Origin of the sequence: Gilliamella sp. Choc6-1, assembly GCF_001690385.1 — a bacterium.
Lineage (GTDB): Bacteria > Pseudomonadota > Gammaproteobacteria > Enterobacterales > Orbaceae > Gilliamella > Gilliamella apicola_A.
Window position 1 is genome coordinate 16,399 of the sequence record NZ_LZHI01000035.1, and the last position, 16,860, is coordinate 33,258.

At 35.8% G+C, this 16,860-nt stretch carries 12 protein-coding genes; 5 read left to right on the plus strand and 7 right to left on the minus strand.

What is annotated here, in order from left to right; all coding sequences use genetic code 11:
• Positions 1-87 precede the first annotated feature (87 nt).
• The gene (rhlB, locus tag A9G36_RS04820; RefSeq protein ID WP_065569505.1) at positions 88-1,317 is read left to right on the plus strand and encodes an ATP-dependent RNA helicase RhlB; all 1,230 of its coding nucleotides are present in this window, start codon (positions 88-90) and stop codon (positions 1,315-1,317) included.
• A gap of 134 nt (positions 1,318-1,451) precedes the next feature.
• Here rhlB and A9G36_RS04825 read toward each other — a convergent pair whose 3' ends face one another.
• A complete protein-coding gene (locus A9G36_RS04825) occupies positions 1,452-2,069 on the minus strand; it encodes a TfoX/Sxy family protein (protein WP_034948481.1) in 618 nt (205 codons plus the stop codon).
• 341 nt (positions 2,070-2,410) lie between these two features.
• Here A9G36_RS04825 and A9G36_RS04830 point away from each other — a divergent pair, with 341 nt between their 5' ends.
• The gene (locus A9G36_RS04830; protein ID WP_034948484.1) at positions 2,411-3,019 is read left to right on the plus strand and encodes a hypothetical protein; all 609 of its coding nucleotides are present in this window, start codon (positions 2,411-2,413) and stop codon (positions 3,017-3,019) included.
• 9 nt (positions 3,020-3,028) lie between these two features.
• Here A9G36_RS04830 and glnB read toward each other — a convergent pair whose 3' ends face one another.
• Together glnB and A9G36_RS04840 are read right to left on the minus strand one after the other, a co-directional pair.
• Positions 3,029-3,367, minus strand: a complete 339-nt coding sequence (glnB, locus tag A9G36_RS04835; protein WP_034948487.1) for a nitrogen regulatory protein P-II — start codon at positions 3,365-3,367, stop codon at positions 3,029-3,031.
• A gap of 26 nt (positions 3,368-3,393) precedes the next feature.
• The gene (locus tag A9G36_RS04840) at positions 3,394-4,998 is read right to left on the minus strand and encodes an NAD+ synthase (RefSeq protein ID WP_065569525.1); all 1,605 of its coding nucleotides are present in this window, start codon (positions 4,996-4,998) and stop codon (positions 3,394-3,396) included.
• A 120-nt stretch (positions 4,999-5,118) separates the two neighbouring features.
• Here A9G36_RS04840 and aroB point away from each other — a divergent pair, with 120 nt between their 5' ends.
• Together aroB and A9G36_RS04850 are read left to right on the plus strand one after the other, a co-directional pair.
• The gene (aroB, locus tag A9G36_RS04845) at positions 5,119-6,198 is read left to right on the plus strand and encodes a 3-dehydroquinate synthase (protein WP_065569506.1); all 1,080 of its coding nucleotides are present in this window, start codon (positions 5,119-5,121) and stop codon (positions 6,196-6,198) included.
• A gap of 307 nt (positions 6,199-6,505) precedes the next feature.
• On the plus strand, positions 6,506-7,591 hold the full coding sequence (locus A9G36_RS04850; RefSeq protein ID WP_051825467.1) for a 3-deoxy-7-phosphoheptulonate synthase: 1,086 nt from the start codon (positions 6,506-6,508) through the stop codon (positions 7,589-7,591).
• 56 nt (positions 7,592-7,647) lie between these two features.
• Here A9G36_RS04850 and purL read toward each other — a convergent pair whose 3' ends face one another.
• From purL to A9G36_RS04870, 4 genes are all read right to left on the minus strand, one after another.
• Entirely contained in the window at positions 7,648-11,550 is a 3,903-nt protein-coding gene (gene purL, locus A9G36_RS04855) for a phosphoribosylformylglycinamidine synthase (RefSeq protein ID WP_065585463.1), read from the minus strand.
• Positions 11,551-11,945: 395 nt separating this feature from the next.
• Entirely contained in the window at positions 11,946-13,628 is a 1,683-nt protein-coding gene (glnS, locus tag A9G36_RS04860; protein ID WP_065569508.1) for a glutamine--tRNA ligase, read from the minus strand.
• Between the two features lie 269 nt (positions 13,629-13,897).
• A complete protein-coding gene (locus A9G36_RS04865) occupies positions 13,898-15,241 on the minus strand; it encodes an ATP-binding protein (protein WP_065569509.1) in 1,344 nt (447 codons plus the stop codon).
• A complete protein-coding gene (locus A9G36_RS04870; protein ID WP_065569510.1) occupies positions 15,238-15,966 on the minus strand; it encodes a winged helix-turn-helix domain-containing protein in 729 nt (242 codons plus the stop codon). Before A9G36_RS04870 ends, A9G36_RS04865 begins: the two co-directional genes overlap by 4 nt.
• 159 nt (positions 15,967-16,125) lie before the next feature.
• On the opposite strand from A9G36_RS04870, the gene A9G36_RS04875 reads away from it, so the two are divergent.
• Positions 16,126-16,857: an MtnX-like HAD-IB family phosphatase gene (locus A9G36_RS04875; protein ID WP_081295308.1), complete on the plus strand. Its 732-nt coding sequence runs from the start codon at positions 16,126-16,128 to the stop codon at positions 16,855-16,857.
• The last annotated feature ends 3 nt before the right edge of the window (positions 16,858-16,860 follow it).

Here is a 16,860-nt window from a genome sequence, read left to right on the forward strand (position 1 = left end):
ATTATTATAATAGGGCATAATTATTGGTGATATGACTCCATTTAATATGTTATAATTTGACAATTCTGATAATTATTTTTGATAACAATGATCCAATCATACCTTACCAAAACAACTTTTAATCAATTTTCTCTTGATCCTTTGGTGATAAAAGCACTTGAAAAAAAGGGTTTTGTATATTGTACGCCAATTCAAGAAAAAACTTTGCCCTTAACCTCAAAGGGCATTGATATTGCGGGGCAAGGACAAACAGGAACAGGCAAAACTCTAGCTTTTTTAGCATCAACATTTAATTACTTATTGAATCATGAACCTTTACCGGATCATAAAACCAATCAACCAAGAGCAATAATTATTGCCCCAACACGTGAACTCGTTGTACAGATCTACAATGACGCAGAGCTATTATCTGAAGAAACTGGGCTAAAATTAGGATTAGCTTTCGGTGGTGATGGTTATGACAAACAATTAAAAATGTTATCAGCAGGTGTGGATATTTTGATTGCAACGACAGGGCGGTTAATTGACTATACGAAACAAAATTACATTAACTTAAAAGCAATTCAAGTTGTAGTATTAGACGAAGCAGACCGTATGTTTGATTTAGGATTTATTCGTGATGTTCGCTGGATTTTCAAACATATGACTACACCACAAAAACGGTTAACCATGCTATTTTCTGCAACGCTGACACATAATGTGCGTGAACTTGCATTTGAACATATGAATAATCCACAGTATGTAGAGGTTGAACCTGAGCAAAAAATCGGCCACCGTATTAAAGAAGAATTATTCTTCCCATCCAATGAAGATAAATTAGCTTTATTACAAACACTTATAGAAGAAGAATGGCCTGATCGCTGCATCGTTTTTGCTAACACAAAAATAGCTTGTGAAAAAATTTGGCGACACCTTGTCGCTGATGGGCATCGAGTTGGGTTATTAACCGGTGATATCGCTCAGAAAAAACGTTTATTCATTTTAGAACAATTTACTCAAGGTGATCTTGATATTTTAGTTGCCACCGATGTTGCAGCTCGAGGGTTACATATACCTAATGTTACTCATGTTTTTAATTACGATCTTCCTGATGATTGCGATGACTATCGGCATCGAATCGGACGAACTGGGCGAGCTGGTGCAGAAGGTTATTCTATTTCACTAGCTTGCGAACGTTACTCACAAAATTTGCCTGCTATTGAAAAAGCAATTGATCATGCAATACCAGTTAGCCAATATGATCCGTCGGCATTATTAGTTGATTTACCTGCACCGAAAGCTTTTAGACGCACTCCTCGTAGGCGATCTTCTAATTAAAAAATAGCTCAATAGTGCACTTAACCAGAAGATAGTTATCTAAAAATAGATCATTTCGAAATGACTGTTACGATATAATTGTTAATGGAACCATTATTTAACATAATGACTCCATCTAATCTTAATAGCTCCTCTTAGGAGCTATTAGCGATCTGCTCTAAAAAATGTTGATATTCAAACTTAATTTCATTTTTAATTGTTTTTGATAAAGAAGCAACATGACGTCTATGTAATGAACCATATAAGCTAAATAATACATTAATTGAAATTTCCTCTTTTTTACTTTTAATCATATAATAAGATTCCAAATATCCTTTTTTCTCCAACGTTTCAACATCTTTAATTCCAACACTACATAATAATCGCTCTAATGATAATGTCATGTTTGGCAATTCTTTTATTCGCTTTTTTTTAATTTCATTTTTTTCGTATAGTTCTTGTTTAGTATGCTCAATTACCATTTTGGCTATGGAATGCAATTTTTCCTCATCATTCAACCAATCATCATTAACTTTATAATAATCAAGTAGTTTAGTTGAAACACCTGATGATACACTTAATGGTTGCATTCCTGCTTCAATAAAAAGAGAACGATAAGATGAATGGCCTCTTAAATAAAAACCGTTTTTACCAATCCAGCCGAACATTATTGTACCACTACTTATACTGAAGCCACCAAAAAAAGTTTTAGTAGAAATATCATTAAAAGTAGTAAATTTTGTTAATATTTGATGTGCAAATGACTCTTGCATATTTTATTTCCATTGATATTAAATTATTAATTAACTTACTGTTAAATTTAAACTATATTATTTTTTTCAATACTCCAACTATTTTTACAATCAATTAATGATTATGGGATCTATATTCCATAATAAATAAACAAACCAACATCATTAATAGTTGAAAAATATATTTTTTATTATTAATACAGATTAATGTAAAAACATAGCTTAAATTTATGTTTTATCAGTAAACAAAAAAAGAAAAACAGCTTAATTATTGTTATTCTGACTTAATAATTATACAATCTGTATTAGTTAATTAAATAATATTCATTGCGTTTTATACCATTATTATGATAAAGAATTTTATGAGCGTATTTTTCCTATTTTTCCCGTTTACGGCATTAGCCGATAAACAACCATTAATAGAAACGTTTGTTCTTTGTAATCCTAATTTTTTTAGTACTATTTATAATAATAAAGATGAACTACAACAATTTACCAATATCCAAACTGTCGATGAGAATTTGGCTTATATACAAGTAACAAACCGTGTTGATGCCTCTAAAAATTTCTTATACTTTTCTACCCCTTTTAAATATAAAGATTTAACAATAAAAGGGTACTATGATAGTGCTATGGATTTAGGTAGGATCGGAAAGTATTATTTTTGGGGATTTATTATTGATAACGATATAAAACAAATTAAAAATACATTAAATTTCTTAAAATGGAAAAATATGGAAGATAACCAACTTTATATTGCGAATCCCAAAATTCGCAATATCAATGAGGATGTTCAAGTTTGGCATGATAACAATGGGACTGTTATTGGTGTAAAAACAGTCCCAGCACCAAATACAACTGAAAAATTATTACTACTTGAAAAGGGGGCAAATATGACCCTTCTCATATGTTCAATTCAAGGTGTTGTAAGTTCCGAATTATTAAAAAGAGAAAGACCAGATATTCAATAACAAATTGAATTAAATCGCCGATTCATCCATTTCGCCAGTACGAATACGGATCACTTGCTCAACATTATAAACAAAAATCTTACCATCACCGATTTTACCTGTTTGTGCCGTTTTCATAATGGCCTCAATACACGTTTCTAAAATATCATCCGAGACAATAAGCTCAATTTTGACCTTCGGCAAAAAATCAACCATATATTCCGCACCACGATAAAGTTCAGTATGCCCTTTTTGACGACCAAATCCTTTAACCTCAGTAACTGTCATTCCGCTAATACCTTGCTCGGCAAGTGCCTCTCGAATATCATCAAGTTTAAATGGTTTAATAATTGCTTCAATTTTTTTCATATCAATTCACCTTAATTAATTCGAGATCACCAATTTTTAAATCCAAAAGCAGAAGTAATAGGATAACGCCTACCTTTGCCAAAATTACGAGTTGTTATTTTCGGACCGACAGCAGATTGACGACGTTTATACTCATTGATATCAACCAATTTAATAACCCGCCTTATTGTCACTTCATCATAACCTTGAGCAACAAGTTGTTCAATGGAGAGATCTAGTTCGACATAACCTTTCAAAATTCCATCTAAAATATCATAAGGTGGTAAGCTGTCTTCATCTTTCTGATCCGGCGCTAGCTCTGCTGAAGGAGGGCGAGCTATTACTCGTTCAGGAATCACATAAGAACGCATATTTCGATATTTTGATAATGCAAATACCATAGTTTTAGGAACATCTTTAAGCACATCAAAACCACCTGCCATATCGCCATAAAGTGTTGCATAACCGACCGACATCTCACTCTTATTACCGGTTGTAAGAACCAACCTTCGGCGCTTATTTGATATGGCCATTAAAATAACACCACGACAACGTGCTTGCAGATTTTCTTCGGTAGTATCTTTGAGCAAGCCAATAAACATTGAACTTAACGATGACATAAACGCATCAAACATCGGTTCAATAGAAACAATATCAAATTCAATCCCTAGTATTTCTGCTTCTTCTTTAGCATCAGCAATACTAATATCAGCTGTATAACGAAATGGCATCATCACAGCTTGCACTTTATCTTTACCTAAAGCATCTACAGCAATTGCCAGTGTTAGTGCAGAATCAATCCCGCCAGAAAGACCTAAAACCGCACCTTGAAAGCCATTTTTAGTCACATAATCGCGAGTTGCAAGTACCAATGCATCATAAACTGAAGCCAATTGATCATTTTCATTATTATCAATTATCGCCTGATGATTAACACCATATTCAAAAGAAGAAACTTGTTCTTCAAATGATTTTAGCTGACAAATAATTTCACCGTGTTCATTACAAATGAAAGAACCACCATCAAATACCAGCTCATCTTGTCCCCCAATTTGGTTGACATAAACAATTGGTAAACTTGTGCGTTTAGCATGATGTTTAACCAAATCATATCGCTGTTGCTGTTTTTCATAATCATAAGGTGAAGCATTAATTGCAACTACAAAATCAACTTGAGCATGTTTAATATCATCAATTGGCTGATTTTGCCAAAGGTCTTCACAAATTAACAAGCCAATCTTTTGACCTTTAAAGTTGACAACACACGTTTGACTACCTGCAGTAAAATAACGCTTCTCATCAAATACATTATAATTAGGTAGTAACTGTTTATGATAGCAAGCTAGTAATTTTCCATCACAAAAAAATGACAATGCATTATAAAGTTGCGTATCTTGCCAATGTGGATGCCCAACAATAACCGCACAATGTTTGCTGGCTTGCTCAATTAAAGCAAGTGCCTTTTGACAACGATCTTTAAAATCAGATCGAAATACTAAATCCTCAGGGGGATAACCGCACAAAGCAAGTTCAGAAAAAATAATAAGATCATCGGATGAGTGGCTATTTATCAATTCAATAATCTGTTGAACATTCCCTTCAATATCGCCCACACGCCAATTTTTTTGTGCTAAAACAATAGATAAAGACATATAAAATTTAATATCATAAATCAAAATTGTTGATAAGTTTAAATGATTCTAAGTTGCACTGCTACTCTTTTATCGCTAACATGCAACAATAAATCAGCTTGGACCTGTCTGGAAATTAATATGCAAAAAATATTAAACGTGGCGTTAGCAAAACGCAGTTATCCAATCGCAATTGGTGAAAATATCCTTACCGAATTCGAACACTTTAAACTTCAAGCAGGTCAACGTGTACTCGTTGCAACAAATGAAACAATCGCCCCACTTTATTTGCAGACAGTGATTAATATGCTTGAAAAGCACGGTGTAAAGACTGATTCTGTCGTTGTCCCAGATGGTGAACAGTATAAAACCATGGAAACATGGAACACAATTCTTACGGCTCTACTTGCTAATAACCATACTCGTAGCTCAACCCTTATTGCTCTTGGCGGGGGTGTCATTGGGGATGTTGTTGGGTTTGCAGCATCGGCTTATCAACGTGGAATTAAATTTATTCAAGTACCAACCACGCTACTTTCCCAAGTTGATTCATCCGTTGGTGGTAAAACAGCCATTAACCATCTGCTCGGTAAAAATATGATTGGTGCCTTTTACCAACCACAAGCGGTGGTTATTGACCTCAACTGCTTAAAAACCTTACCGCAAAGAGAGCTATCAGCAGGGCTTGCCGAAGTTATAAAATATGGCATTATTTTAGATGCTGAATTTTTTAATTGGTTAGAACAGCATATTGAAGATTTACTCAACCTAGACAGTAATGCCCTTAGTTACTGTATTTATCGCTGTTGCGAACTGAAAGTAAAAGTGGTTGCAGCCGACGAAACAGAACAAGACATGCGTGCAATTTTAAACCTTGGCCACACGTATGGCCATGCTATAGAAGCAGAGCTAGGTTATGGAAGCTGGCTACATGGTGAAGCTGTCAGCGTGGGAATGTTAATGGCTGCTCAAACTGCCAAATCACTTGGTAAATTAACACAATCAGATCTTGATCGAATTAAAAACTTGCTAATACGCGCTAAACTACCTGTTAGCAGACCAACACAAATGCCGGTTGAATCTTACCTTCCACACATGTTACGAGACAAAAAAGTACTATCTGGACAATTACGACTGGTTGTACCAACGAAAATTGGGCATGTTGATGTGATAGATGGTATTGATAAAAGTATCGTATTAAATTCAATAGTGAACACTTAATATTGGTTTTAAAATTGTTATTTTTATACTTAAACGCATAAATACCTAAAATTTTTTGACAAACGTTGCTGTTAATCATTACTTTAGTGTAAAAAATTATTTACATACAATTTTACAGATATTGATAAAATAAAACAGCTTTATTTGTATAATATTGAATTATATTTCATAAATATTTTAAGATATCATAACGATATCGTATAAATTTTATTTACTATTATGTAATTTTGTGTTTACATAATAAAGAACTACGTAATTCATAATTTACATATAAAATAATTAAATGATTTTAACAAGGACAGCAGAAATGTTAAAAGATACACTAAATAATATTCGAATTAGAGATGAACACATGCTAATTACCCCTGAAGAGATAAAAAAGCTTTATCCGCTATCCCATGATCTTGAAAAACAAATTGCCTCATCAAGACAAGCCATTGTAGATATTTTAGAACGCCAAGATCACCGTTTACTAATTGTTTGTGGTCCTTGCTCTATTCATGATCCTGTTGCGGCAATAGAGTATGCGCATAAATTAAAAAAACTATCAGACGAAGTTAAGGATCACTTATTTATCGTCATGCGTGTTTATTTTGAAAAACCAAGAACCACAGTTGGTTGGAAAGGTATGATAAACGACCCCCATATGGATAGTTCATTTGATATTGAGCATGGCCTAAAAAAAGCACGTAAATTACTGCTTGATATTGCTAAAATTGGTTTACCTATTGCAACCGAAGCGCTAGATCCCAACACACCACAATACATTGGCGATTTAATTAGTTGGTCTGCAATTGGGGCAAGAACTACTGAATCACAAACGCATCGAGAAATGGCCTCGGGACTTTCAATGCCTGTTGGTTTTAAAAATGGAACTGATGGCAGTTTAGATGTTGCAATTAATGCCATGAAATCAGCCTCTATGCCTCATCGTTTTGTAGGAATTAACCAACAAGGACAAGTAACGGTTTTACAAACAACAGGCAATCCTCACGGCCATGTTATTTTGCGTGGCGGTAAAACACCAAATTATGATGCTGAAGATGTCGCATTGTGCGAAACACAAATGAAAAAGGCAGGATTGTTACCTAACTTAATGGTTGACTGTAGCCATGCGAATTCAAATAAAGATTATCGAAATCAACCTATTGTTGCTAATTCCATTATCGAGCAAATAGAAAAAGGCAATAATTCGATTATTGGTGTAATGATTGAAAGTAACTTATTTGAAGGAAATCAGCCTTCCGAGCAACCACCAGAAAACTTTAAATATGGCGTATCTGTGACTGACGCATGTATTAACTGGGAAGAAACAGACGAGCTATTACGAAAAATGGAGCACGTTTTAGCGCAGCCACTTATCGAAAGACAAAAGCACTCAGTTACTGCTTAAACTACTCAACAAATAAACATATTCGCCGACACCATTGTCGGCGAGCTTTGTTTTATTTAACCTAATTGCTTACGAGCATTACGAAATATTCTCATCCAAGGGCTATCTTCACCCCAGTTATCAGGATGCCATGAATTAGTTACTGTTCTAAATACCCGTTCTGGATGTGGCATCATAATAGTTGCCCGCCCATCTTGAGATGTCACTGCAGTAATACCGTTTGGCGAACCATTTGGATTAGCAGGGTATTGCTGTGTTACTTTGCCAAAATGGTCAATATAACGTACGGCAATTAATCCTGATGCTTCTAAACGGCTTAGATGAACATCATCACCCACTTCAACACGTCCTTCCCCGTGTGAAACAGCAATTGGCATATGCGAACCAGCCATATCAGTAAATAGCAACGAAGGACTTGATTGAATTTGCACTAAACTAAAGCGAGCTTCAAAACGTTCTGACAAATTGCGAACAAAACGAGGCCATAAATCCGCTCCCGGAATTAAATCTTTAAGATTCGACATCATCTGACAACCGTTACAAACCCCTAACGATAAAGTATCTTTGCGATGGAAGAATTGTTCAAATTCATCACGCACTTTTTTATTAAATAAAATAGATTTGGCCCAACCTTCACCTGCTCCTAAAACATCGCCATAAGAGAAGCCACCACAAGCAACCAGTGTACTAAATTGACTAAGCGTAATTCGACCAGAAAGTAAATCAGTTATATGTACATCGATTGCTTCAAAGCCAGCTCTATCAAATGCTGCCGCCATTTCAACGTGTGAATTAACGCCTTGCTCACGTAAAACCGCGACTTTTGGTCTTATTCCTTTAGCAATATAAGGTGCTGCAATATCGGCTTGCAGATCAAAAGTTAAGTGCACATTTAATCCTGGATCATCTTCATTTTGTTTAGCTTGATGTTCTTGATCTGCACATTCAGGATTATCACGTAAGCGTTGCATTTGCCATGTCGTTTGCGCCCACCATGTTCTCAAGGTTAAGCGTGATTCACGGTATACCGTAGCTGAGTTATCACGCACAATAATTTGTTGACCAGTTTTAGCATTACCAAGCACATGAACCGTATGGGATAAGCCAAACTGCTTAAAGCAAGCCATCACATCATCTAAACGGTTACTAGCTACTTGAATAACCGCGCCTAATTCTTCATTAAATAACGAAGCAATCACATCATGACCTAACGAGGTAATGTCTACATCAACACCACAATGTCCAGCAAAAGCCATTTCGGCCAATGTCACAAACAGCCCACCATCAGAACGATCATGATAAGCAAGCAAAGCATTTTGGTTTACTAAAGCCTGAATCGCATTATAAAAAGCAAGTAGTTCTTTAGGATCATGAACATCCGCTGTTTTTTGGCCTAAATGACGATACACTTGGGCAAGTGCGGTGGCTCCTAGTGCTTGATGACCTTTCGATAAATCAACCAACAATAATGTATTATCCTGATCAGTACGCAATTGTGGTGTCACTGTTTTACGCACATCTTCAACACGCGCAAATGCCGAAATTACCAATGATAATGGTGAAGTCATGGTTTTTTGCTCACCATCTTGTTGCCATGTCGTTTTCATGGACATCGAATCTTTACCAACAGGAATAGCAAGCCCTAAAGTTGGGCATAACTCTTCACCAATAGCTTTAACGGCCTCATAAAGCCCAGCATCTTCGCCCGGATGCCCTGCCGCTGCCATCCAGTTAGCTGAAAGCTTAATGCGTTTGATATCACCAATATTGGTTGCGGCAATATTAGTAATTGCCTCACCAACTGCAAGCCTTGCTGATGCGGCAAAATTAAGTAACGCAACTGGCGCACGTTCACCGATTGACATAGCTTCACCATAATAACTATCCAAACTTGCAGTAGTCAAAGCACAATCAGCAACAGGTACTTGCCAAGGCCCAACCATTTGATCACGAGCAACCATACCCGTCACTGAACGATCGCCAATAGTAATTAAAAAGGTCTTTTCGGCAACGGTTGGCAAATGTAGAATACGTTTGACCGCATCATATAAATTAATTTCAGAAGTTGAAAAATTATCACCATGTGCTTGGTGAGTTTTAACATCGCGTTGCATTTTAGGCGTTTTACCAAGTAGCACATCTAATGGCAAATCGATGGGATGATTATTAAAATGCTCATCATGCAAGGTAACCGCCTTATTGGCGGTTGCCTGACCAATCACCGCATAAGGTGCACGCTCACGCTGACAAAGTTCAGCAAATAATGCCAATTTATCGGGATGAATCGCAAGCACATAACGTTCTTGTGATTCATTACACCAAACTTCTAGTGGTGACATCCCTGGTTCATCGCTAAGTATTTTACGAAGCTCAAACTTACCGCCACACCCACCATCGCTAACAAGTTCAGGCATCGCATTAGACAAACCACCCGCACCAACATCATGAATAAATAAGATAGGATTATCTTCACCAAGTTGCCAACAGCGATCGATAACTTCCTGACAACGGCGCTCCATTTCAGGATTATCACGCTGAACAGAAGCAAAATCCAAATCAGCATCAGACTGACCCGACGCCATAGACGAAGCCGCTCCACCGCCTAAACCAATATTCATCGCTGGGCCACCTAAAACAATCAGTTTAGAGCCAGCTGGAAACTCACCTTTTTGGATATGTTCACGGCGAATATTACCCATACCACCAGCTAACATAATCGGTTTATGATAACCTCGAAGCTCCTCGCCATTATGGCTATTAACCTTTTCTTCATAAGTACGGAAATACCCTAACAAAGCCGGACGACCAAATTCATTATTAAACGCCGCACCACCTAAAGGACCATCCATCATAATATCAAAAGCGCTCACAATGCGATCTGGCTTACCAAAATTTTGCTCCCAAGGTTGTTCAAAATTAGGAATACGCAAATTAGAAACTGAAAACCCAACTAAGCCCGCTTTAGGTTTAGCACCGCGTCCAGTTGCCCCTTCATCACGAATTTCACCACCACTCCCCGTTGCCGCACCCGGCCAAGGTGATATAGCTGTTGGATGATTATGTGTTTCAACTTTCATTAAAATATCTGCATATTCTTGATGATAGCAATATGTTTTATTCTCATTATCCGCAAAAAAGCGCCCAACGATTGAACCGTCCATCACTGCGGCATTATCTTTATAAGCGGACGAAACATAATCAGGAGTGTGTTCAAAAGTATTTTTGATCATCTTAAACAGTGATTTAGGCTGCTTTACCCCATCAATAACCCAATCGGCATTAAAAATCTTGTGACGACAATGCTCAGAATTGGCTTGTGCAAACATATAAAGTTCAATATCAGTAGGATTACGATTTAGTTTTTTAAAGTTCTCAACTAAATAATCAATCTCATCAGATGCTAACGCCAAACCTAATTTAAGGTTAGCCTCGTCTAATGCCTTACGACCTTGATCTAATAAATCAATGATTGTCACTGGCGCAGGTGATTCAACATGAAATAACTGCTCGGCTTGCTCAACATGGCTAAAGACCGCTTCCATCATGCGATCATGAATTAATGCTATAAAATCGTTTTTTTGCCAATCGGTTAATTCTGAACTTACTTGCACATAATAAGCAACCCCCCTCTCAATACGGCGAATCTGTGATAAACCGCAGTTATGCACAATATCAGTTGCTTTTGATGACCAAGGCGAAATCGTTCCCGCTCTTGGCGTCACTAAAAAGAGTTGCTTGCTAGCTATTTGGTTAACATTGATTTGTGCAGTTTTTGGACCGTATTGTAATAATTTATCTAACGTTAACTGTTGTTCAGCCGTCAATTCGCCTGCCAAATCAACAAAATGCAGGTATTGGGCTTCAATATTGATAACAGGGATAGATTTTTTACAACAAGCAGATAAGATTTTACTAATACGAAATGGAGATAATGCAGAACAGCCAGCTAAAATTTTCATGAAAATTACTCTTTTTAAGCTAAAAATAGAGAAGAAATAAGACAATATTATAAAAGAAAGTAAACCATGTGCCTACATAAAAACAGTTATTGAATATATTAAAAAGCTTTACTAACTTTACATTTAAGCATCAAACTATAAATAAAAGCTTTTATATGAAATTATATAATATGACAAATAAAAAAATTGCAGATAAAAACACATAATGTATTTTGACACAATGTGTGTGGATTTCTGCTTAATTTGATTGTAATTGCATAAGAATAATTTTTAATAGTGCGAAATAAATCCTTTATTATTTTATTTTTGGGTTCAGCTAAAACAGCTACCAACCGCATTATGTGAAAATAAGTTTTAAAATAATTCGCCGACTGTTATTCGGCGAATTATTTTAATTAAGTTTTAGATTCACTCCAACTATCCCTTAAACCAACAGTTCGGTTAAACACTAACCTACCTTCAGTTGCAAACTTGCTATCTAAACAAAAATAACCTTCTCGTTCAAATTGGTAGGTTTGCCCCGCTTGAGCTTTTTGTAAACTTGGCTCAACAACACCTTGTTTAATAATTAATGAATTAGGATTAATTGTTGATAAAAAGTCCTCAGCAGCACCTGGATTTGGCGTATTAAATAAACGATCATAAAGGCGAATTTCAGCTGATTTTGCAAACTTAGCCGAAACCCAATGAATCACACCTTTGACTTTACGACCATCTTCAGGATTTTTATTTAAAGTAGTAGGATCATAGTTACAATAAATTGTTTTGATATTGCCTTCTGTATCTTTTTCAACGCGATCAGCACGAATTACATAGGCATTACGCAACCGCACTTCTTTACCAAGCACTAGGCGCTTGTAGTTTTTGTTGGCTTCTTCTCTAAAATCGGCTCGATCGATATAAATTTCACGAGTGAGGGTCGCTTCACGCGTGCCTAATTCAGGACGATTTGGATGGTTTGGCATACTAATTATTTCGTCAATATTATCTGAAAAGTTTTCAATCACGATCTTAACAGGATCAAGCACCGCCATTGCACGAGGTGCATTTTCGTTCAAGTCTTCACGAATGCAAAACTCAAGCGTGCTCATTTCAACGGTGTTTTCTTGCTTGGTGACACCAATTCGGCGACAAAATTCTCGAATCGAAGCTGGAGTGTAGCCACGGCGACGCAGTCCCGATATTGTTGGCATGCGTGGATCGTCCCAACCATCGACAATTTTTTCTGATACTAATAGGTTTAACTTACGTTTAGAGGTAATGGCATACTCTAAATTTAATCTTGAAAATTCATACTGATGTGGGCGAGCATCGATTGTGATATTATCTAATACCCAGTCGTATAAACGACGATTGTCTTGGAATTCAAGCGTACAGAGTGAATGTGTGATGTTTTCTATCGCATCAGAAATACAATGCGTAAAGTCATACATTGGGTAAATGCACCATTTATTACCTGTTTGGTGATGCTCGGCAAACTTAATACGGTATATCACAGGATCACGCATAACAATAAATGGTGATGCCATGTCAATTTTAGCTCTTAGGCAGGCTTTTCCTTCAGCAAATTTACCTGCTTTCATTTGCTCAAACATGGCTAAGTTCTCGTCAATAGGACGATCACGATAAGGACTGTTTTTACCAGGTTGAGTTAATGAGCCCCGATATTCGCGAATTTCATCAGCAGATAGCTCGTCAACATAAGCAAGTCCTTTTTTGATAAGCTCAATGGCATATTCATATAATCGGTCAAAATAATTAGACGAATAGCAAATGTCACCATCCCATTCAAATCCTAACCAACGAACATCTTGTTTGATCGATTCAACATATTCAACTTCTTCTTTAGCTGGGTTGGTATCATCAAAACGTAGATTACATTTACCCTGATAGTCTTGTGCAATGCCAAAGTTTAAACAAATTGATTTAGCATGACCAATATGTAAATAGCCGTTTGGTTCAGGTGGAAAACGGGTATGCGTTGTTTTATATTTGCCAGCTGCAAGATCCGCATCAATAATTTGACGGATAAAGTTAGTTGGACGAGTTTCAGTCTCTGTCGGTAGTGAACCGCTCATAAAAAACCTCTGATGATATGTTTATTAATAACAAATTATGAATATTTGCTTGCCATTACTTTTTGTGTTGGTTGATGAATATAACAAATTTTTGTTATTTCTGAAATGGGAAGCAGGCTATTTGTATCAACAAAATTGGCGTTTGGTTAAACGATATTATTTTTTCACAATATAACTAGGATGTTAATAAAAAAATATCAATAAAAACATCAATAAAATAAATTTGTTACCAATAATTCTTTGACCGTATTTACCAATCAATACTGTCGTTATTCATCTCCCGATTTTAATGAAACCACAAATCTTGCTCCACCTAATGGACTTGTAACCACAAAAGCTTTACCATCATGAAATTCTGCCATAAGTTTTACATATGCTAGACCTAAACCATAACCTCCGGTTGACCGAGTTCGGCTTGTATCAAGTCTTGCAAATGGCATAAATATTTTTTCTCGCGCATTAAAAGGAATGCCAGCTCCATCATCATCAATCTCTAAAATAACACGATTATCTTGTTTAGTAATGTTTAAGATTGCTTTATGCGTCGCATATTTAAATGCATTAAGTAATAAATTTTTAATAATCGTTTCAACCAAATTGGTATCAATAAAAGCCTGTGCATCTTGACTATTACAAACAAGCTCAAATCCTTTAGGTTTAAATAATGTTATGGATTGGCAAACTTTTTCACTCCAATCTTTTAGTGAGACATGAGTAAAGTTTAGTTCAACATTGCTTTGCTGCATTTTAAAGTAATTTAAACTAGCATTGATTAATGTCTCAAGTTCATTAATATCATCACTCATGCCTTTTTGTAGCACAAATCTCTCTTTTTCATCGGTTGACTCTTCAAGCATACTAAGTTCAAATCGCATACGGGCAAGAGGAGTACGTAATTCATGAGCCATCGCATGAGAGATTGTTTGATTGGTACCAACTAGATGTTCAATATGCGTTCCCATATTATTTAAAACATTTGCTAGCGGTTTAAATAACCAACCTTTAACATTTTCGGTTCGGGCTTTTAAATTACCTTGTCCTAACTGCTCGGCAGTTTGTCTAATATTAACAAGATCCTTCCATACTGCACTAAAAGCCATATAAATTAAAATAAAAAAAACAATAGCGCTAAACAAAGCCCAAATAACAAGAAAGATGGTCAACGACATGGTATTGGATGCTAAAATATCCCGCATTACAATCGGGCCTAATTGAAGCAAATTGCCATCTTTTAAATCTATATAAACAATCTCATTATCGCCATCATAAGAAAAACCAAGTTTTTTTAACTCGTTAAGTACAGTATCAGGTAACGGTGTGTTAATTGGTAACACTTCGATAGGGTAGCCAAAATAAGGTTGCAATTCATTAACCACTTCTTGAAGGGGTCGATCTTTATGTTCTTTAATTTGCATACGAATAAGGTTTACCGTACCCCGTTGAGATTCACGAAACACAACATGATCATCAGGTATATCTGTTAATGATGAAGGTAATGAATCAAAAACCAATAAAGCGCCATAAGCAATAATACTTTGCAATAAAAGTAAAATAACTAGATAAAATACAATACGGCGATTAAAAAATAGCGGTTTGGCTAATAATTGACTCAATGATTTTCTCCTTCTCGCATAAATAGATAGCCCTTTCCTCGCACTGTTTTGATGCGAGATGGATTATCTGGGTCATCAAGTAATTTACGACGAAGTCTTGAAACACGAGCATCAATAGATCGATCACTACCATCAAAATCAATACCACGAACTTGTGAAAAAATATCATCTCGAGACAAAATGCTTCCTGCATTAATGGCTAGTATCCAAAGCAGATCAAATTCGGCAGTGGTTAAATCAATCTCGTGTTCTTGCAATAGTACTTTGCGATTTTCGCCATCTATGGCTAATTGACCAAATATTAGTGTTTTATTATTTTGAGGTATGACAAGTTCTTTTATGTTGTCTTTATCGCTTTCTATCTGCTTTCGCCGTAATAAAGCTCGTATTCGCGCAAGTAATAATCTGGGTTCAACAGGTTTTGCCAAATAATCATCCGCTCCCAATTCGAGCCCAACAATTTCATCAATATTATCTTCGCTTGCTGTCATAATCAGTATAAAATTACTAAACCATGTACGAATATCTCGACAAATATCAAAACCTGTTTTTTCAGGTAACATGACATCTAATATCACCAAATCAGGATTAAGTTGTTGAATCTTTTCTTCAGCACCAGCACCACTATTATGCCATTCAACAAGGTATCCTTGTCGAATAAGATAGACTTGAATTAAATTGGCTAACCGCTGATCATCTTCGATGATTAATATACGTTCACTCATTATCTGTTCTTAATTACCACGGCTTGTACTTAGAGTGTCTCATTATACAGACAATTTATTCCCCGTTACAAAATATATACAAAGAGCCAACAAAGTTTATTGGCACTGTATGAGAAAATTTGCACCAATATCTTTATATAGACTATTTTTATATCCAACATGAATACTTTTTCATCAATAACAGGTTCGCTTTTTAATCCGTCTTATACACAGTACCACACGCCAATTGTCTTATGTGATTTTGATGGCACAATTAGTATAAAAGATGTTACTGATACGTTACTCGACCATTTCGGCCAAGATGGTTGTGATGAGCTTGAAGAATTATGGATTAATGGCAAAATTGGCTCTCAAGAATGTATGAGCAAGCAAATTTCCCTAATGGACGCAAGTTTAGAAGAGCTTAACCAAGTTTTATCAAAGATTGAAATTGACCCAACATTTAAGTCATTTATCAATTATACTGAACAAAATAATATTCCTGTTCATGTGGTAAGTGACGGATTAGATTATGCGATTCAGTTCATTTTAAAACGTCACGGCATTGAACATTTGCCTATTTTTGCTAATAAATTACTCCATGACAATGAACGTAGTTGGCGACTTGAATTTCCTTATTCTAATAAAAATTGTATAAAACAGAGTGGTAACTGCAAATGTAACCATGTTAAAAAACAGCAATATTTTCCACAAATACTTTATGTGGGTGATGGCACGTCAGATTATTGTGTTTCACATAATGTTGATTTTGTTTTTGCTAAAGATAAACTTGTTAACTATTGTGAAAAAAATAGAATTGAACATTGTAAGATTACTAATTTTGCAGATGTAACTACGGCATTAAAACAGGATCAACAAGCGGTTATTCCTGTCATGATGGTAAAAGAATAAGGA